Raw genomic sequence first — 18556 nt, 5'->3', positions numbered from 1 at the left:
TAGAATAGATATAACCTAAAAAAGCATAAATGAGCCCGTTGGACTCATTTATGCTTTTAATGATTTATTCTATTTTTTATTGAGCTGTATATCCGCCGTCCATTACTACCGCTTGACCAGTTACACCTTTTGCTTTATCACTCGCCAAGAAGATAGCATAGTCAGCAATTTCGCTAACGTCTAGTAATCTTTTTTGAGGGACTAAAGGATAAATAACTTCTTCAAGAACGCTTTCTAATGGTACGTTTCTTGTTTTAGCTAAACCATCTAACTGACCTCTTACTAGTGGTGTATCCACATAGCCAGGACAAAGTGCATTAACCGTAATACCATGTGCTGCACCTTCAAGAGCAGCTACTTTTGTTAAGCCGATCACACCGTGTTTGGCACTGTTATAAGCTGCTTTGCCCGCAAAACCGATTAAACCGTTGATAGAAGAAACGTTAATAATACGTCCGAATCCTTGTTTTTTCATGATTGGAAACGCGTGCTTAATCGCCATAAATGGAGCTGTTAGCATAATTTTAATCATTAACTCATATTTTTCAGTTGGAAACTCTTCGATTGGAGAAACATGCTGTAAGCCAGCGTTGTTAATGAACGTATGAACCGCTCCAAAATGTGCGTTTGCTGTTTCAATTAAATGTTTGATTTCTTCTTCTTTTGTTACATCGGCTTTGACACCAAGCGCTTCGAATCCAGCTTCACGAAGATTTTGTGCTGCAGCTTCTACAGCAGCTTGATCAATGTCGGATAACACAATTTTTCCGCCGTTTTCTGCGAATCGTTTACCTATTTCAAATCCAATTCCTCTTGCTGCTCCTGTGATTACAATTACTTGATTTTCAACCATGTGTATTCTCCTCCTGTTTTTAAATAATACCGGCTGCCGCTAATGCGACTCCTGCAAATAAAGCGATTGTCGGAATGATAAATGCAACAACAAATACGTCTTTATACGTTTCTTTATGCCGAAGACCAGTTACGGCTAATAGCGTTAACAGCGCACCGTTATGCGGTAAAATAGATGCACCTGACGCAACGCTTGCAATGCGGTGAAGAGCATCGGCGCTTAAATTCGTCGTTTGAGACAAGTGATACCACGTATCTCCTAATGCTTGAAGCGCAATACCCATACCACCGGATGCTGAACCCGTGATCATCGCTAGCACTTGAACGCTTAACGCTTCTGAAACGAGCGGATTACTCGAGACGTTTAGCAGCACGTGCGTGACATCTTTAAACTCTGGAACTGCTGTAATAACCGAGCCGAAACCAACTGCTGCACTCGTGTTAATAACAGCCATTACGGATCCTTTTGTTCCTTCATTTATAGAAGAAATAAACGTCTTATAGTGTTTGAAATTAATAAGTAAAATAGAAAAAATACCAATTAATAATGATACGATAGGCTCCCATTTTAAAACGTTTAATGTCATGACAACGATAATCAGCGGTAAAATAGCTAATATCACATTCATCGAGTCCTGCTCTTCACTTGCGGCAACCGATGATTCATTAGGCTCGGTAAATCCTTGATTTTTAGCTTTTAATTTTTTATCGCGATAAGCTAACCATAAATAGCCTCCCACTGCCATAATAAGGCCTGAGACAATTCCAATAATCGAACCGGACATTGCATTGGTTTTAAATGCAGCAGTCGGAATCAGATTTTGAATTTGAGGCGTACCTGGAATCGCTGTCATTGTAAATGTAAATGCTCCGAGTGCAATGGTTGCTGGCAGTAAATTTCGCGATACGTTAGCTTCTCGAAATAGCGCGATTGCTAAGGGATAAATCGCAAAGACAACAACGAATAGACTCACTCCGCCGTATGTCAAAATAGCTGAAGCAATCAGCACTCCTAAAATGGCTCTTTTACTTCCAAACAATTTAGCAATGCGCTGCGCCAACGACTTAGCTGCGCCTGTATCTTCCATTAGCTTTCCAAAGACGGCTCCTAATAAAAAGATGGGGAACCATTTTGCAGCGAAATCTACAAAGCCTCCCATATACACATCTGTATAAGTAGGCAGTACTTTTAAACCGCTAAAATAAGCAACAAACGTAGCTACAACAGGTGCTACCCAGATAATAGACCATCCTAGATAAGCAAAAAACATCAACAATAACAATCCTACAATAATAACCACACGGTAACCTCCTTTCCTTTTAGTACATATACATAATGGATTATTTCACAACAAAACAAGTTTACACCCGTTAGTTTTATAAGTAAAATGAATAAAAGGAATCAAAACTATGAATAAAAGTCGTAGTTTATTTAAAAATTCGCACTCGATTATTTTCCCCCTATAATTTAATTCTGAGTAGAAACTATAAAATACACTTCTTTTCTTTTTTCTTGTACAAGCTAATTTTTTTCTTTCACATCCTGCTCTCTTCCTTTATTTTCTTTTCTCTTATAAGTTTTTCCGAACATATAGATGGGTATTTGAATGTTATGACACAGAAAAAGAGGCGATCTTATGCTACACTTCATAACAGACTTACTGAAACAATTTGGAATTTGGGGACTTTTAAGCGGACTGGCCATTGAGGCTTCCTCCCTGCCGTTTCCTGGTTCTCTTCTCACCCTTACCTACGGATACTTATTAAACATGCACATAGTGAAATTATTATTAATCGCTCTTGCAGGAAGCGCTGTTTATACAGCTTTTAGCTTTATACCGTATGGGATAGGCTATAAATTAGAAGATAAGGTAAAGAAAAAATTATCAAAGAAAAAAAAAGCGTTTGAGAAATCACAAAAATGGTTTAAAAAATGCGGATTATGGAGTATTGCTATTGCTCGTCCTTTAGGGCTCGGCAACTACATTTCCTACCTTTCAGGGCTATCTAAAGTGAAACCTATGCCGTTTGCTCTGCTCACATTTCTTGGTATCTTTCCTTTGAATATTGCCATGCTTTGGCTAGGACAAATCGGAAACTTTAAGTCCATTCAATCTTTTATCTCAGATGCACAAACTTATATTCTAATTGCAGCGGTAGTGGCTGTATGCGGATTTTTAATTTATAAGTTTTATTTTAAAAAAAGCAGCTGCAGCGAACAGTCTAGTTCAACTTAAGAGTATAAAAAAAGACCCCGAGGGGTCTTTTTTTATTAAATGGAAATAACGCCTAAAATTAATGCAGCTAGTGTCATCACTGCCGTAGTTCCTAGCGCCCACTTAATTAAAAATCGTTGCAAATCACTAAATTCAATTCCTACCATTCCAATTAATAAGTGAGCTGCTGCTACCAAGGGGCTTATCACGTGAACAGGTTGGCCTAAAATAGCAGCTCTTCCAATTTCAGCTGCGCTAATCCCATAACTTTCGGCAGCTTGAGCAATAATCGGCAGTACACCAAAATAAAAAGCATTATTGGACATGAAAAATGTAAAAGGGGCACTTAAAAACGCTACTACAACTGGCAAAAAAGGGCCCATTGCATCTGGAATTATTCCTACAAGCGTATTTGCCATAGCATCAATCATCTTTGTTCCAGACATGATTCCTGTAAAAATACCTGCTGCAATAACAATTGAAACGACGGCTACCGCATTATTTGCATGAGATGAAATTCGCTGCTGTTGATCTTTGATGTTTGGATAATTTATTAGTAATGCAATAGCAAACGCTACCATGAACAAAAGCATCAGCGACATGAAGTCCATAATTAAGCACACCATAAGACTAACCGTAAGGAGAAAATTAAACCATACTAACTTAGGACGTCGATAGTCTGGATGCTGCGCTGTTCCCTCTAATTCATGTGCGTGTGCAATTTCATTTGCAGAATGTTTAATATTGATAACTCCTAACCTTTTTCTTTCCCTTCTTCCAAGGACAAAAGAAACAATCAGTACCCATAGAAGTCCAAAACCCATTACAGGTATCAAAGGCAAAAACAACTGAGACGAATCTAAATTTAATGAACTCATAGCCATAGCAGAAGCACCTCCCCAGGGAGTCATATTCATAACTCCCATAGATAGCATCGCAACTCCTGCAAGGATAAGCGGATTCATTTCTAAGCGCTTATATAGCGGAAGCAAAGAAGAAACCGTTATCATATATGTAGTAGTTCCATCCCCATCTAAAGCAACCATCATTGAAAGCACAGCGGTCCCTACAACGATTTTTAGAGGATCTCCTTTTACAACCTTTAAAATGAATGAAACAAGAGGGTCGAACAATCCTGAATCAATCATCAACCCAAAATATAAAATAGCAAATAAAATCATAATAGCTGTAGGAGCAATGTCTTTTACACCCTCTAGCATCATAGGTCCCATTCCACTAGCAAAACCGCCTATTAGACCAAATATGATGGGAATAATTATAAGAGCAACCATTGGGGTAAGTCGCTTTGACATGATTAAATACATGAACACTGCAACCATTAAAAATCCTAATAAAGAAAGCATAGATATTTTTCCTCCTTTTTGATAACGTTTTCATTTTTTTACTTGCTACACGTTACTAAAAAGGTATCACTTGTTGAAGCAGGTTCATAGATAACCAACATAAGTTTGATATCTTTTATAAAAGTAATTTTTTTCATTTTTTTCATGCGTCATTTCTACATAAAAACGAGATAGCGGATAAAAAACCGCTATCTCGTTTTTATGTTATGTAAGATTAGTTACTCGATATTTCCGTTCAGGCCTCCCTACACTTCCATATACTATTTCCACCTGCATTTCCTTACACGATACTAAATACTCTAAATACCTTCTCATTGTTGAATAACTGATACCCACTAATTGAGCAAACTCATCTACATTCAAGCTTTCCTGAACTTTGCAAACTTTATCTCTGACTAAACGAAGAGTATGTTTATCAATGCCTTTAGGAAATTCTGTTACTGCAGCCGCTGATTGATTGCGTCGATTATGATGTGTTCTAAATAAATGGTCTATTTTGTCTTGATTAATCATTTTATTTTCAGTTAATTCTATTCTCGTAGACTGATAATGTTTTAAAGTAGATAAAAATTTATCAATAATTACAGGTTTCACCAAATAACCAAATGCTCCGCCTCTTATTGCTTCTCCTACTGTTTCAACATCATTGGCCGCCGTTATTAAAATAATGTCGATCCCTCGATAGTTCTTTCTAATTTCCCATAGCAGTTCCACTCCGTTGATATCCGGTAAAAAGACATCTAATAAAATTAATTGCGGCGTAAATATTGTTAGTAACTCTAAAGCCTGTTCTCCAGATCCTGCTGTCGCAACAATAGTGAAATGTTCTAATTTTTTAGTAAACTGCTCATAAATTTGTGCAGCTGTAGAATCATCTTCTATAATCATGACATTAATTTGATTTTCAGTCATATCGATTCTTCCTTTTCGTTATTTAATAGCTTTGGGATAACTAATGTGAACCTTGCCCCTTGTAACATGCTTTTGCTTATGTACAGTTCGCCTTTAAGCAACTCTACAGATCTTTTAACAATGGTCAATCCAATCCCGTGATTTTCACCTTTTTTCGTTGTATAACCATCTATAAAAATCATATTTTCTACTTCTTTTGATATCCCTTGTCCATCGTCTTCAACTTCAAAAATCAGGTCGTTTCCTACATCTGTAAAAGATACCAATACGTGACCTTTATGTTCTCGTACAGCCTCGAGCGCATTATCAATTAAATTCCCCAAGATGGAAACAACGTTTTTTGCATCTTCGATATCTAAAGTACTTGTTAAGTTACTATCTTGATCAATTTCTAAAGTGACGTCCAATTCTTTCGAGCGATTGATTTTCCCAAGTAAGCAGGCAGCAATCAAAGGATCCTTCACAGAAGACATTAAAAAAGAAATAATATCTTGGCGTTCCTTTACCTCTGATGAAATCATTTGCATGACATGCTCATATTTCTTTAACCTTAATAACCCGTAAATCACGTTCAGCTTATTTAAAAATTCGTGATTTTGAGCGCGTAAATTATCAGAAAACATTTTAATTTTAGAAATCTCTTCAGTCAATTCTTCAATTTGTGATAAAGTTCTTATGGTAAGAACGATACCTTGCACTTCTTTTTTTCTTACAATAGGAGATAAATCTAAAATATACTGCTGGCCATCTAGTAGAAGAGATTGGTTAGAATACACGCACTGCTCTTCTATTGCTTGATCAATTAGCTGTCCTAAACGGGCGTTCTTTATCTCTCCTCCTATTGCTAAATGAAGGTTATCAAAGAGCTCTCTAGCCCTTCTATTCATCGACGTTACATATTTTTCGACATTTACAGTAACAGTAGCATCTCGAATGGATTCAAGGGTAGCCTCTTTTTCTTTAAAAAGAAAAGAAATTTCCTCTGGTTCCAGCCCGAATATTAGTCTTTTTACCCGCCTTGCAATGAAGAAAGCTCCAAATACTCCAATAAGAAAAGGAATACAGGACAATTTAATGATTTTTATTCTATAGTCATTAATCTGTTTTTCTATATTGCTTACAAGAAACCCTACCGAAGAAACACCTATTACGTTTCCTTGGTTATCCCATATGGGGGTTTTGGCTTTAATTGCAAATCCTGAAATTCCTTTTCCTTTATAAATAATGGATTGATGCTTTTTTAAAGAAGCTTCATTGCTTGTTTTAGTATGTTTTCCAATGTAACTCCTATTGGGATGAGAATAGCGTATTCCTTTATCATTAGCGATGGTAACGTAATCTGCCCCTGTGGTTTTTCTTATTTTTTCAGCAACAGGTTGGATGTGCTCAGGAGGATTTTTCTTCTTAAAAGCTTTTACAATAATTTTATCTTCAGAAGCTAATTTTGCTACTGTCATAGCTTGATTGCCTACATATTTTTCGACAATTTCATCTACCATTGCAGAAAATAAAATGCATACAAGGACGGTACTAACAAGAATAACTACCGTGATGAGTAATGTGATTTGGGCAAGTAAACTAGGTCTTCTATTCACGTAAAGAGAACGCATACATTCCTCCTTTTAAGGAATTAATAATGAAATAAAATACCGCCTTTTGTTTTAAGTTTAGCATAAAAAAAGAAAGTTTAGCACCAAACTTCAAATGTTTATCATCAGACTTATAAAGGGAAAAACAAATTCAATAAACGCTTGACTTAAAGTATACTTTAACAATTATAATCAATTCGAAAACATCGAAAATGGAGGAATCAACATGAAATATACAGTAATCACCGGCGCAAGTTCAGGAATTGGATATGAAACAGCTTTAGCTTTCGCAGCGCGCGGAAAAAACCTTATACTAGCTGCACGTAGAGAGGACAAGCTGGATGAGTTAAAAGGAAAGATTGAAGAACTAAACCAAGATGTAAATGTTATTATCCAGTCGGTTGATTTATCCGTAGCAGAAAATGCTCACACGTTTTATGAGTCGCTTAAAGAATATGAGTTAGAAACATGGATTAACAATGCTGGATTCGGAAATTTTGCTTCTGTTGGTGAACAAAAATTAACTAAAATTGAAACAATGCTCCATTTAAATATCGAAGCCTTAACCATTCTTTCATCTCTATTTGTAAGAGATTATGAAAACGTTGAAGGTACACAGCTTATTAACGTCTCTTCTGGAGGCGGCTACACCATTGTTGCTGATGCAGTCACTTATTGCGCAACAAAATTCTACGTAAGTGCATTTACAGAAGGTCTTTCTCAAGAATTAAGAGGAAGAGGATCAAAAATGCAGGCTAAAGTTCTAGCTCCGGCAGCTACTGAAACAGAATTTGCACAGCGTTCGATGGATATGAGTGATTTTGAATACGAAGGACGAGTACCTAAGTTTCATACGTCAAAAGAAATGGCTGCTTTTATGCTGGACCTTTATGATAGCAATAAAACGGTAGGACTTGTAGATGGAGTGACTTACGAATTTCAATTAAAAGATCCTATCTATCCATATGCAGAAAGAGCAACAAGCTCAGATTCGTAAACAGAAAAGCACCCTTTTAGGGGTGCTTTTTTATGGACTCTTAAATGGCTATCTTGTTTATGTAATGAAATTCCTTCAAGATAGTCGTATTCAAACCCCACTTATACTTTCACACTTTATTTCCTGATTTTTGTTTCACTTTTTGCACATACTAACCAAACGGAGGTGACGAAAATGGGTACAAAAAAATCTGCTAATCGAGGTCAAGTAGCTCCTGGTGTTAATCCTCAAGGACACGGAAAAGATGTTGAATTTTCAACAGAACCGAAAAGTGAACTTGAAAACAAAGCGAAAAAATCAAATACAAAAATTTAATTAAAAAGGAGAAGAGTACTCTTCTCCTTTTCCCCCTCTTAACTGCTTTTCCCAAATACACTCCACAGGTCGTTTACTTCTTTCTGCCTCTTATAAAGTTATATCAATAGTATAAAAAAGTATACTATACAACAAAAATGTGCGTACTTGTTAGGATGAATTATATGATTTATGATAAATCTGCAAACGGATTTTATAGCAAATTGTATGTTAACTAGCTGTTAGTTGTAAGCTATACAGGGTATAGGATACTCTAAACAGTTCATTACTAAATATTTTTATAGAAAGGTTGTTTACACATGAACAATACAGATAAAAAGCAAGAAATTTTAGACGCATTTAACTTTCGTCACGCTACAAAAGAGTTTGATCCAAAGAAGAAAATTTCCGATGAAGATTTCCAATTCATTTTAGACACGGGGCGCCTATCTCCAAGCTCAGTAGGTTACGAGCCGTGGAAATTTTTAGTCGTTGAAAATAAAGATTTAAAAGAAAAATTAAAAGCTGTTTCTTGGGGAGCACAAGGCCAAATTCCTACAGCAAGTCATTTTGTTATTATTCTTTCTCGCACAGACGCAAGATATGACTCTGAATATGTGTTAAATCTTCAGAAAAACGTAAAAGAAATGCCGGATGATGTATTAGAGACGTTAATGCCTCGTTATAAAGATTTCCAAGAAAATGATTTTCACCTGTTCGAGAGCAAGCGAGCGCTATTTGATTGGGCCAGCAAACAATCTTATATTGCACTAGCTAATATGATGACATCAGCTGCTCAAATTGGCATTGATTCTTGCCCAATTGAAGGATTTAACTATGACCAAGTACATGAAATTCTAAAAGAAGAAGGATTACTAGAAGACGGCAAGTTTGATGTTTCTGTTATGGTTGCGTTCGGCTACCGAATTCATGAACCTAAGCGCGGCAAGACAAGAAGAAGTATGGATCAAGTTGTACAGTGGATAAAATAATAACAAAAAAAAGAAGGGCTGACAGCAATGTTACCCCTTCTTTTTTATATCTTTATATGCCGCTATAAAATCAGCAGGATCGGTATGTATGGTATAAGCGAACATTCCTTGATTTGTATGTAAGTATAAAAAGCCGCTTTCTTTTGAAACGCACTTGTAAGAGATGTCAAATACGCTGTTAATGTGAAAGCAATCCTTCTCTGTTTGAATATTATCAGTATATAAGCACATGTCTTTTGAATGCTGAATCGTCACTTTTTGTGTTCGTTTCATCTTTCTTTCTATCCATGTATAAGAAATTATAGAAATAATGCTCATAGCGCAGTTCGCCTCCTCACAAATACTTTCCTTTCGAACCATTAAACATCTCATTAACAAAACTCTATCACTTACCAAAAAACAATTCCAGAAATACTCTTTCTGGAATTGTTTTTAAGACTGCTGCTCTTTATTTTCTTCACCTTTGCAAAAGTCGATATTACTGTTTGTCATAGAGGCAATGGCAGGAGAGCCATTGCCAAACGAAAAACAAGCTCCTACCGATTTTGTATTTGCCGTGTGACTATTCTGTACAACACAGCCTACGCTTACGTTCGAATTGTCTTTTAACCCGTTAGTCACGATATTTTCAATGTTAATAATACAGCCCATTTTAACACCTCTTTCGTTTCTATTAACGTATGTCAGCTCTGCGTATATGTATAGGATGTTCGCCTATTAATGATAAGTTGTTTGCTGCAAAATAGAAAAAAAGAATCTTCGTATACCTTTTAAGCAGAGAAGACACTAAAATGATGTCTTCTCCTTAAGTGAATTTAACTTTTTACAGCTTTTTCCCAGTCTGATGCGAATTTTTCTATTCCTTGTTCTGTTAACGGGTGTTTTACTAGTTGTTCAATTACGGCATACGGAATGGTCGCAATATGAGCCCCAGCAAGAGCTACTCGTGTGACGTGATCTGGGTGTCTGACTGACGCTGCTATAATTTGTGAGTCAATATGTTGAATTCGAAATAGCTCGGCAATTCGAGATACGAGATAAACACCGTCTTCTGAAATATCATCTAAGCGTCCTAAAAATGGCGATACGTATGTGGCACCGGCACGGGCTGCTAGAAGCGCTTGATTCACTGTGAAAATCAACGTGACGTTTGTTTTTACGCCTTTTTTAGCTAGATAACGGGTTGCTTCCAATCCAGCAATGGTCATAGGAAGTTTAATTGTTATATTTTTGTCTCCTCCGTTAATTTTGATAAGCTCTTCTGCTTGAGCAATCATGTCATCTGCTGTTACTGTGTCGGGCGTCACTTCTGCTGAAACGGATTCTACTTCCGGGACGGTTTTTAAAATTTCTTCGATGCGATCTTCAAACTTTACACCTTCTTTAGCTACTAGCGAAGGGTTTGTGGTAACACCTGATAATACCCCAATTTTATATGCTTTTTTAATATCTTCCAGGTTAGCTGTATCAATAAAAAATTTCATCATGTACTCCTCCACTCGTTATGTTAAAAGCAGCTTTTCAGGGGCATTTTTGCATGACTTTATGTTCAAATGGAATTGCCCTCTTCATATTGTCTTCATAAAATAAAATTTATTTCCTTTCAAATGCTGTATGTTTTTCTCCAAGTTTTCCCTCCTTTAAACTCATCGGAATAACTTCTATTTTCATGTATCATACTAATGATGTTGAAAAACCTCTCATATACTCAACTAAAAAACCTCCAGCATTTATGCTGAAGGTTAAGATACATTCCACTCTTACTTTTTTAGTCCTCTATAGCGAGCTGTTTTTAATTCTTGAACGTAGGGTTCAAAGTCCGGCATCTCTACAGCTCTCGCCAATTCGATTGCCTTTTCAATATCGTATGGAATACGCACAAATTGTATAGAAAATGCTGAAGGACTTTCGCCTTGAGCCTTTCCTTCTAAGATAAGATAGGAAGCTTGTGGTAAATCAAGCGGGTTTCCTACACTTCCTACATTACATAGCGTTTTCACTTTAATATGTTGAATAAATGCATTATGTACATCTCCGTAACAGATGACATCCGGCTCTCTTGATCCTTTTATATTTTCCGTATATTCCGTATTAGCAAATAGACTAAGACGCTTTTCAAGTGAATCCCAAGGTTGAATGCGGTCATAAAGACTTCTAGGGGAAGCGTGAAACATTCTAATTAATTTCCCGCTCATCATAAACTCAACAGAAAAAGGAAGTTCCTTTAAGTATGCTTCTTGGTTGGAACTTAACTTCTTCTGATGCCATTTTAATGCTTCAACTTCCGCAGGCTTTGTAATGAAATCATCCCAGTTACCCATTACTGTTGCTTCGCACTTTTCTTTTATGATATCAATCGCTTTACTTGAATCCGGTCCTTTTCCTACTAAATCACCTAGACAAATGATGCGATGGATATCTCGTTGTTGTATGTCAGCTAAAACTGCTTCTAATGCAGGGAGATTTCCGTGGATATCTGAAATAACAGCAATTTTGTCCATCGATTCCTCCACTCCTTTTTCATATGTATGTATTCAAGCCTTTTCTTTATTATAACATTTTATAATAAGACCGTTTACTAAAACGGGTCCTCTTCATTTAACAAACAACGGGATAATTCGAATGGATATAAAAGGGAGGAATAAGAAGTGGATTTTTATGGATCTAGAAGAAATCTACCTTATTTATTAACATAAAATAAAGGAGTACTGTAATATATTTATACGAGTACTCCTTTATTGGTAGTGAGGTAGTATAGAGAGTCGCCAGATACCTCATTTATCTTGCGACTTATGTTTTATAGCTTACTGAACACCAACTGCGTCAAATGACTTGCCTACTGAAATTACTTCTTGAGAGCCTGAACCGTATAGATCAGCAGCAGCTTGTACTAAACCTGCGCGCGCTTGGCTGAACGTTGTAGACTGAGTGAAGTATAGCGTATTGGCACGGTAATAAATTTTTCCTAGCTTATCTCCGCCGATTCCTGTTACAGTAACGCCGTAATGCGTTCCTCCGTTAGCTAGCAAGTAGGCAGCTTTGTTGATAATACCGCTGTTTGTATGAACTCCGCCGTTGTCACTAGAACCTGTATAGCGCTTTGAATAATGATCCGGATCTCCATATTTCGCTGGGTTGCTCATTGAACGAAGCGCATCGCCGCTTGTTCCAGGCGTATAAATATCTTCTCCAATTTCCCAATCTGGATTTCGGTTGTCATAGTATTCTACCAATGTTCCGAAAATATCGGAAATCGCTTCGTTTAATGCACCTGATTCATATTGGTAAATTAAATTAGAGCTTCTTTCTGTGACCGCATGCGTCAATTCATGTCCGATAACATCTAATCCTCCTGATAGCGGAACAAAAGTAGTTCCATCTCCATCTCCGTATACCATCTGAGAGCCATTCCAAAATGCATTGTTGTAGCCGCTGCTATAATGAACAGTCGATTTTAGCGGAGCTCCTGCATTGTCATAGGAGTTGCGGTTAAATTTGCTTTTATAATAATCATATGTCACGCCTGCATAATAGTGAGCATCTACTGCAGCTGCATCGCGGGTTGCATTGTACGTATTATCGGTATCTGCCCATAGCGTACCCGGAAGAGATGTACGATTTTTTGCATCGTACGTATAGATTGTAGCGCCTCTTGTATTATCTTGTAAGTAGTAAGTAGAACTAGATAACGTTGTCTTTAAGGATTTAGTATCTCCAAGCACTCCTTTACCTGAACCGATAGCATTTGTGCCTGTTACAGGTTTCGCTGCCGGTTTTGCCGCTTGCTTCACGTCAGCTTTTGGACCAGCTACGGAATCAATTGTATTGTACTTATCTAGCACTTTACCGTTAGTAGCATCAACAAAGTAATAATAGTTGCCTGGTTCAGGGCTTAAGAAATTTAAATTTACTACATAAGCATATGTGGTATCTGAACCATTTTGATAAACATACAGTTCAGATGAAGGAGATTTTTCATACGTCGGTTTAAAACCTAAGTCTTTTTCAGCTGCTTGAATCGCCTTTTTGCTGTCAACTTGCTTCTGTCCTTTTAATTTTTCCTTTTTATCTAAATCAGGAGCTACTGTACCTGATACAACTTTTAAGGTTCCATCTTTCGCTACGTGTGCTAATTGAGTAGATCCCCAAACAGGAACATTATTATATACTTGCTGCAAGCGTACCACGGTTGCTTGTTCCACAGGATCTTTCACCACTTCTGTCACTTTAAATGAGTTTTGAGCATTTTCGTTTCCTAATTTATATTTGTCTTTATTTGTATTCATATAGTGAAATACGACGTCTTGAGCCTTCTGTGATGACGGGCCTGAGAGCTTTCCGGAAATAAACTCAGGAGATTTAATTTCTTTGTTATACTTTTCAGTTGAAAGTACATTATTTGGCGCAGCGCTGCTCGTATGTGCAAAAGCAAATGATGAAGAAAGAATACCAACTGATAATAATACCTTTAAAGCCTGTTTTTTCTTTTTCATAGTTTTTTCTCCCTATCCCTAGTAAATTTAATTATCTCAATTTTTCTGTTAATTGTGATAATTAGCAACATTATAGCAACTAAAAATTACTACGTCTATATATTATTTTAATATTCCTATTATTATGAAAATTAAAAATAAAAACTCTGCAATAAGTCTTTTTTACCTATTTAAACTATATGAAAATCATTTATGCTGATTTTCATACAAATAAAATAATTCTTTTAGTCAGCTGATAAAAACTAGCGGGCTAGGTAGTGTTATTCGGTCTTGCTATCAGTTCCATGAAGCGTTTTACAAAAATTACTTATAAGGAAAATTATAAATTTCAGACCATTTTTGCCGCTTAAATCTACTCTTCCTCTTCATTTTTTTATTTTTTTAATCTATTAATTAAATTTTTTATATGTTTTTTATGTACATTCACAACATTATTTTATTATAGTACTGTACTTCTTATGAACATAAAAAAGCACGAATCTACTAAACTCTTTGTAAATCCGTGCTTTTTCTGTTTATTTCAAGCATGTACAACCAACGATAACTAATAAAACAAATAGTACAACGATTAATGCAAAACCGCCACCGTAACTACCGTAGCCGCCGTAACCATAACCACCGCCGTAACCCCAGTTGTAAAATCCCATTTTACTTCACCTCCGTAGCCTGTTTACTCTATAGCATATGTACAGGCTAGAAAAAATGCTCGCCCATTTATCGCCCTTTTATGACGATAAAAAAGAGATTGAGACATAAAAATCACTCCACTCTAAGAACGAACAAATTGGATACAGGAGCTAATATAGATCGCTTGTTACACGCTGTTGATTTCCGTGCAAAGCTTCGCTTTCTACGGGCGGCAGGTGAGCCTCTTGTCTCTGCCCTGCGGGGTCTCACCTATTCCACAGGAGTCTTTACCTTGCCATCTAATCAATAGCTGGAAGTAACTAATAAATGAAACCTACGTTCACCCTACCAACGAAAAAATCCGAACGATTCATCGTTCGGATCTTCCTTCAACTAAACTGCTTTTGTCACAGCCTCTTTTAAGAGAACAAATATTAACTTATTTACTTTTAGAAGCTTGTTCTTTAAAGCGAAGTATGTAATACGGAACAATACAAATAACCGCCAAAACGAGAGCCGTTAAACTGACTATGCGGGGATTATTAAGCCCGAAAGAATAGTCTCCAAAAGATGCTCCAATCGCAATAATAGCAAAAACAATATACAGAATACGAAATATGTTAATCCACTTTTTCTGTTTAATCGTAACCACTCCTTTGCTTATTTTACTCCAACATAGAATATTATAACTTTACTAAACAACTTGTTGCAAAATTTCTTCTGCCTTTAACTGATTACCTTTTATTCTACCGGTAAACAAATTTCCACATTCGTCCCTTTGTTTACTTCACTTTCAATACTAAGAGTTCCTTTATGCTGCTGGATAATATTGAAGCATATCATTAACCCTAATCCAATGCCGTCTTCTTTAATACTGTAAAATGGTTCACCTAAATGTTTGATGCGATCTTTTGAAATTCCTACACCTTCATCAATAATTTGAATATGAAGGTGATTGCTATCTTTTTGTCTCAGCTCAACTTTAATTTCTCCTCCGGAAGGCATTGCTTCAATCGCATTCTTAAGAATATTTATAAACACCTGTTTCATTTGATTGCTTTCACAATATACAAGAGGCATTTCTCCGTATGGGTTAAGTTCAATAAAGATGTTTTTCATGGTTGCTTGAGGCTGCAGCAATAAAATCACCTGTTGAATTAACAGCTGCAAATCAATCGACTGAAATGTTATGGCCTGTGGTTTTGCCACTGACATGAATTCATCTGTAATCATTTCAATACGCTCAATTTCAGAGGATATAATGTTCATATAGGTTAACTCTTCCTTACTCGCTTTTTCAGTTAATAGCTGCATAAAGCCTTTGATGGCCGTTAAAGGATTTCTAATTTCATGAGCAATAGCTGTAGCAAGCTGACCAACCGCTGCTAATTTTTCAGATTTCTGCAGCAGCTCTTCTGTTTCTAGGTATTCTGTCCTGTCTCTCGAAACAATAAGAAGAACTTTTTTGTTTTCTATATTGAACAATTTCCCACTATATTCTAGTTTTTTTACTTCTCCAGACTTAAATGTAAACTGTGATTGCAGCGTGAAAGAAAGATTTCCTTGGCGAATTTCTTCAACCGTTTTTCGAACAATGTCAGAATCTCTAGGTATAATATCTTTGCATGGCATGGATAAAAGCTCTTCTCTCGTATACCCAAAGCGCTTACAGCCAGCTTCATTTACTTCAATAAAACGAGAAGGAAAATGATTTGAACCTATTTCAAGTAAATAAATTGCGTCGTTTGCATATTCAAATAACGTGCGGTACTTTAACTCACTTTCTTTAAGCTTACGATGCAGCAAGTCAAGCTCTTTTCTAGCTTTTTTAGCTTCAGATATATCCACACAAACTCCAGACAGACCTATTAACTCATCTTTGCCATTAAAAATTGGCGAAATAGTGATGCGAAGGTCTACTAAACTTCCATCTTTACGAGCTCTTACTACTTCTACTCGATTGATTGCCTCTTTTTCAGCAATCGTCTTTTTTATATTCTCATGTACATCCTCACTAAAAGCCCCTGCTATTTCGTAATATTTTTTTCCAACTACTTCGTGGGCTTTCCAACCATATACTTTTTCATAGGCTTCATTAACTCGCAAGATCCGCCCTTCTAAATCAGTTATGATCACCGCATCCATGTGATGATTAATAAAAGACTCCAGCTGTTCTTTTGTATACTCTAATTCTTTTTTCATTATTCTGACAAAAATAGAATCTTCTCTCTCCTGACATGCATCTGATGCAGCATAGGCAGCTTCTTCTGCTACAGCGTAAAACTTACGATAAAATTCTATCGTGGCTACGCCCACACCTAGTCCAAGAATCCCAAAAAAGAAATATTCTAATTCGCTATAAAACGGCGACCGAATAGGTGTATTCCAGAAGTAATTTGTCAGTAAGACATGAACGATAAAATGAATAAAGAAATAGAGAAAAGATTGTTTTAATACAGAAAGCTGCTTTCTATATCGGATAAGAGGAAGGGAAAGCAAAAAGGTGAACATTAAAATAAAAATAGTCAGTATCCAATGACTTTCTAAATAGATACTGCACATAGCCATACTAATACCCGCAATTGCACCGGCTCTATAACCAAAATATAGAACGGTCAAAATAAGGGGCAGAAATCGCAAATCATATGTAACCTCTTGATAGGTAACGCTATAAATCATAAGAATAGCAGAAACGACACTTGCATAAATACCGCTAACCAATTTATATTTGTGGGCTAGACGCTGCAGCAAAAATATCCGTATGGCAATCATAATGCTGACCAAAAATGAGAAAATACATAAGTTAACAAATAATCCGCTACTAATCAAGCCTTTTATTCCTCCTTTACTTGTACATAGTCATTTCAAAATTCCCTTATATAGAGAGTGTAACATGAATAGACGCAACTCTTTCTAAAATAATAAAAAAACTAGTCTCACCCGAGGCAAGACTAGTTTTTTTATTATCTATGTTGATCTTGATACATAGGTCCTTCTGAAATCATATTACTTTCAGAAACGTACGTAGGATCTGAATGAGCATCTTTATTTAGGCTAGCATTTACCTGCTGTTTTTTAGATAAACTTGAAAGTTTGACTTTAGCACTTCGAACAAGCCCTTTTACTTTTCGACGTTTCGCAGCATCACTTAATATATAAGATGTAATGCCAACTCCTACCGTTGATAGCGTAATACCTGATATCAATGCTTTTTGTTTTCGTTTTCTCATAATAGCTCCTTCCTTATACCTTTTTGAATCTTACAATAACTTTTCCCTCTCAGGTACTCTCTCAAACCCGATTATTCAGATTATTCACTTCTTTAACAAGACGCTGAAGCGTGTCTGCTCCTGCTATTCCATCCGAAAAAATGCCATATTGATTCTGGAATGTTTCCACTGCAGCGATTAATTCATCTCCGTAAAAACCGTCTGCTCCAAACTTTGGAAGAGAAAAACCTAGTGAAAGTAAATTTTGCTGAATTTGTTTGACTCCTAACCCTTTATCACCTTTAGAATACACGAAGGGTCCTTTTGCATTATTCGTCACAGAGAGATTCGTCGTAACTTCTTTAAAAAATGAGTAGTCCATTTCGTTTATATCCACATTTGTAGAAATACCTTTTACTCTTCCAGAATCCGTATACTGAAACATTGCCCATCGCTGCCATTGACTTAGCTCACCAGGGTGTTGCATACCGCCTTGTCTATTGTTTGCGCTATATCTTGCTACCCACAAAGGATACTTACCTATTTCGTTTGTGAAAAAAGTTTTAGCAAAATGATAGTTCGTATATACGATAGGCTTAATCCCTGTTTTTTGGTGAACATGCTCGAGCCAGCTTACGGCAAAGCGAGAAACAAACTCTTTGGACTTTTTCTTATCTTCTTCTAGATCCAAACATGGGGGAAGGTCTAGTTTCATTTGCCCAAGCTGAGTAATAAAAAAAGCAGCTTCTTTTTCCGGACTATTTGTACAGTGAGCATAATGATAAAATCCTACTCTCAAGCCCGCATTTTTAGCACCTATATAATTTTCATAGCATTTGGGGTCTACAAAAGTTCCGCCTTCTGTTAATTTTATATACACCCCTTTTACTGAGGTGTTTTTTATTTCTTTCCAATTAATGATTCCTTGATGATGAGAAACGTCGAGAATAATAGGATTATTTGAATGTCGCCTTTGCATAGTTTTCACCTCATTTGCTAGCTTCTTTATGT

Annotated in this window: 18 protein-coding genes and 1 pseudogene; 4 read left to right on the top strand and 15 right to left on the bottom strand. The window is 36.4% G+C overall.

What is annotated here, in order from left to right:
• Positions 1-76: 76 nt before the first annotated feature.
• Positions 77-853, bottom strand: coding sequence for a 3-hydroxybutyrate dehydrogenase (locus ACOZIR_RS20880; RefSeq protein ID WP_013057034.1), 777 nt, complete (start codon positions 851-853; stop codon positions 77-79).
• A 19-nt stretch (positions 854-872) separates the two neighbouring features.
• Positions 873-2153 carry a GntP family permease gene (locus ACOZIR_RS20875; RefSeq protein WP_415383184.1) on the bottom strand — a complete coding sequence of 427 codons (1281 nt, stop codon included), beginning with the start codon at positions 2151-2153 and terminating at the stop codon, positions 873-875.
• Between the two features lie 336 nt (positions 2154-2489).
• Between ACOZIR_RS20875 and ACOZIR_RS20870 the strand changes: the two genes are divergently transcribed.
• Positions 2490-3089, top strand: coding sequence for a DedA family protein (locus ACOZIR_RS20870; protein ID WP_014460120.1), 600 nt, complete (start codon positions 2490-2492; stop codon positions 3087-3089).
• A 35-nt stretch (positions 3090-3124) separates the two neighbouring features.
• Here the strand turns inward: ACOZIR_RS20870 and ACOZIR_RS20865 are convergent, their stop codons facing one another.
• From ACOZIR_RS20865 to ACOZIR_RS20855, 3 genes are all read right to left on the bottom strand, one after another.
• A complete protein-coding gene (locus ACOZIR_RS20865) occupies positions 3125-4432 on the bottom strand; it encodes a citrate:proton symporter (protein ID WP_310878761.1) in 1308 nt (435 codons plus the stop codon).
• A 204-nt stretch (positions 4433-4636) separates the two neighbouring features.
• Positions 4637-5344: a response regulator gene (locus tag ACOZIR_RS20860; protein WP_221777561.1), complete on the bottom strand. Its 708-nt coding sequence runs from the start codon at positions 5342-5344 to the stop codon at positions 4637-4639.
• Complete coding sequence (locus ACOZIR_RS20855) at positions 5341-6954, bottom strand: sensor histidine kinase (RefSeq protein ID WP_310878759.1); 1614 nt, start codon at positions 6952-6954, stop codon at positions 5341-5343. Before ACOZIR_RS20855 ends, ACOZIR_RS20860 begins: the two co-directional genes overlap by 4 nt.
• Before the next feature lie 205 nt (positions 6955-7159).
• On the opposite strand from ACOZIR_RS20855, the gene ACOZIR_RS20850 reads away from it, so the two are divergent.
• The 3 genes from ACOZIR_RS20850 to ACOZIR_RS20840 all read left to right on the top strand — a co-directional run bounded on the left by ACOZIR_RS20850 (position 7160) and on the right by ACOZIR_RS20840 (position 9216).
• On the top strand, positions 7160-7930 hold the full coding sequence (locus ACOZIR_RS20850) for an SDR family NAD(P)-dependent oxidoreductase (RefSeq protein WP_045295329.1): 771 nt from the start codon (positions 7160-7162) through the stop codon (positions 7928-7930).
• Between the two features lie 174 nt (positions 7931-8104).
• Positions 8105-8245 (top strand): small, acid-soluble spore protein L, encoded by a 141-nt coding sequence (gene sspL / locus ACOZIR_RS20845; RefSeq protein WP_013057030.1) that lies wholly within the window; start codon positions 8105-8107, stop codon positions 8243-8245.
• A 299-nt stretch (positions 8246-8544) separates the two neighbouring features.
• Positions 8545-9216 (top strand): NAD(P)H-dependent oxidoreductase, encoded by a 672-nt coding sequence (locus ACOZIR_RS20840; RefSeq protein ID WP_421535796.1) that lies wholly within the window; start codon positions 8545-8547, stop codon positions 9214-9216.
• 30 nt (positions 9217-9246) lie between these two features.
• On the opposite strand, the gene ACOZIR_RS20835 is transcribed toward ACOZIR_RS20840, so the two are convergent.
• From ACOZIR_RS20835 to ACOZIR_RS20790, 10 genes and pseudogenes are all read right to left on the bottom strand, one after another.
• Positions 9247-9534 carry a 3-isopropylmalate dehydratase gene (locus ACOZIR_RS20835; protein ID WP_114895276.1) on the bottom strand — a complete coding sequence of 96 codons (288 nt, stop codon included), beginning with the start codon at positions 9532-9534 and terminating at the stop codon, positions 9247-9249.
• Between the two features lie 114 nt (positions 9535-9648).
• On the bottom strand, positions 9649-9867 hold the full coding sequence (locus ACOZIR_RS20830) for a spore germination protein (RefSeq protein WP_025752385.1): 219 nt from the start codon (positions 9865-9867) through the stop codon (positions 9649-9651).
• 164 nt (positions 9868-10031) lie between these two features.
• Positions 10032-10700 carry a fructose-6-phosphate aldolase gene (fsa, locus tag ACOZIR_RS20825; protein WP_013057026.1) on the bottom strand — a complete coding sequence of 223 codons (669 nt, stop codon included), beginning with the start codon at positions 10698-10700 and terminating at the stop codon, positions 10032-10034.
• A gap of 276 nt (positions 10701-10976) precedes the next feature.
• Positions 10977-11717 (bottom strand): metallophosphoesterase family protein, encoded by a 741-nt coding sequence (locus ACOZIR_RS20820; RefSeq protein WP_421535795.1) that lies wholly within the window; start codon positions 11715-11717, stop codon positions 10977-10979.
• Between the two features lie 303 nt (positions 11718-12020).
• A pseudogene (locus ACOZIR_RS20815) lies at positions 12021-13619 on the bottom strand (M4 family metallopeptidase); the annotation flags it as partial.
• 605 nt (positions 13620-14224) lie between these two features.
• Positions 14225-14356, bottom strand: coding sequence for a YjcZ family sporulation protein (locus tag ACOZIR_RS20810; protein WP_016764087.1), 132 nt, complete (start codon positions 14354-14356; stop codon positions 14225-14227).
• A 419-nt stretch (positions 14357-14775) separates the two neighbouring features.
• On the bottom strand, positions 14776-14988 hold the full coding sequence (locus ACOZIR_RS20805) for a hypothetical protein (RefSeq protein ID WP_045295337.1): 213 nt from the start codon (positions 14986-14988) through the stop codon (positions 14776-14778).
• A gap of 89 nt (positions 14989-15077) precedes the next feature.
• Positions 15078-17165 carry a PAS domain S-box protein gene (locus tag ACOZIR_RS20800; RefSeq protein ID WP_328121268.1) on the bottom strand — a complete coding sequence of 696 codons (2088 nt, stop codon included), beginning with the start codon at positions 17163-17165 and terminating at the stop codon, positions 15078-15080.
• Positions 17166-17299: 134 nt separating this feature from the next.
• Positions 17300-17566 (bottom strand): hypothetical protein, encoded by a 267-nt coding sequence (locus ACOZIR_RS20795; protein WP_014460133.1) that lies wholly within the window; start codon positions 17564-17566, stop codon positions 17300-17302.
• Between the two features lie 61 nt (positions 17567-17627).
• Positions 17628-18524 carry a GH25 family lysozyme gene (locus ACOZIR_RS20790; protein WP_328121270.1) on the bottom strand — a complete coding sequence of 299 codons (897 nt, stop codon included), beginning with the start codon at positions 18522-18524 and terminating at the stop codon, positions 17628-17630.
• Positions 18525-18556: the final 32 nt, after the last annotated feature.

It is taken from the genome of Priestia sp. D3YE.R1, from assembly GCF_049199565.1.
Lineage (GTDB): Bacteria > Bacillota > Bacilli > Bacillales > Bacillaceae_H > Priestia > Priestia aryabhattai.
This window is presented reverse-complemented; position numbering and strand designations above follow the sequence as displayed.

What these genes read in the sequence shown, in the direction of transcription:
- ACOZIR_RS20840 (WP_421535796.1), top strand. Translation starts at nt 8,545, where the DNA reads ATGAACAATACAGATAAAAAGCAAGAAATTTTAGACGCATTTAACTTT.
- ACOZIR_RS20830 (WP_025752385.1), bottom strand. Translation starts at nt 9,867, where the DNA reads ATGGGCTGTATTATTAACATTGAAAATATCGTGACTAACGGGTTAAAA.
- ACOZIR_RS20850 (WP_045295329.1), top strand. Translation starts at nt 7,160, where the DNA reads ATGAAATATACAGTAATCACCGGCGCAAGTTCAGGAATTGGATATGAA.
- ACOZIR_RS20820 (WP_421535795.1), bottom strand. Translation starts at nt 11,717, where the DNA reads ATGGACAAAATTGCTGTTATTTCAGATATCCACGGAAATCTCCCTGCA.
- ACOZIR_RS20835 (WP_114895276.1), bottom strand. Translation starts at nt 9,534, where the DNA reads ATGAGCATTATTTCTATAATTTCTTATACATGGATAGAAAGAAAGATG.
- ACOZIR_RS20795 (WP_014460133.1), bottom strand. Translation starts at nt 17,566, where the DNA reads ATGAGAAAACGAAAACAAAAAGCATTGATATCAGGTATTACGCTATCA.
- ACOZIR_RS20880 (WP_013057034.1), bottom strand. Translation starts at nt 853, where the DNA reads ATGGTTGAAAATCAAGTAATTGTAATCACAGGAGCAGCAAGAGGAATT.
- ACOZIR_RS20855 (WP_310878759.1), bottom strand. Translation starts at nt 6,954, where the DNA reads ATGCGTTCTCTTTACGTGAATAGAAGACCTAGTTTACTTGCCCAAATC.
- ACOZIR_RS20790 (WP_328121270.1), bottom strand. Translation starts at nt 18,524, where the DNA reads ATGCAAAGGCGACATTCAAATAATCCTATTATTCTCGACGTTTCTCAT.
- sspL (WP_013057030.1), top strand. Translation starts at nt 8,105, where the DNA reads ATGGGTACAAAAAAATCTGCTAATCGAGGTCAAGTAGCTCCTGGTGTT.
- ACOZIR_RS20860 (WP_221777561.1), bottom strand. Translation starts at nt 5,344, where the DNA reads ATGACTGAAAATCAAATTAATGTCATGATTATAGAAGATGATTCTACA.
- ACOZIR_RS20870 (WP_014460120.1), top strand. Translation starts at nt 2,490, where the DNA reads ATGCTACACTTCATAACAGACTTACTGAAACAATTTGGAATTTGGGGA.
- fsa (WP_013057026.1), bottom strand. Translation starts at nt 10,700, where the DNA reads ATGAAATTTTTTATTGATACAGCTAACCTGGAAGATATTAAAAAAGCA.
- ACOZIR_RS20865 (WP_310878761.1), bottom strand. Translation starts at nt 4,432, where the DNA reads ATGCTTTCTTTATTAGGATTTTTAATGGTTGCAGTGTTCATGTATTTA.
- ACOZIR_RS20810 (WP_016764087.1), bottom strand. Translation starts at nt 14,356, where the DNA reads ATGGGATTTTACAACTGGGGTTACGGCGGTGGTTATGGTTACGGCGGC.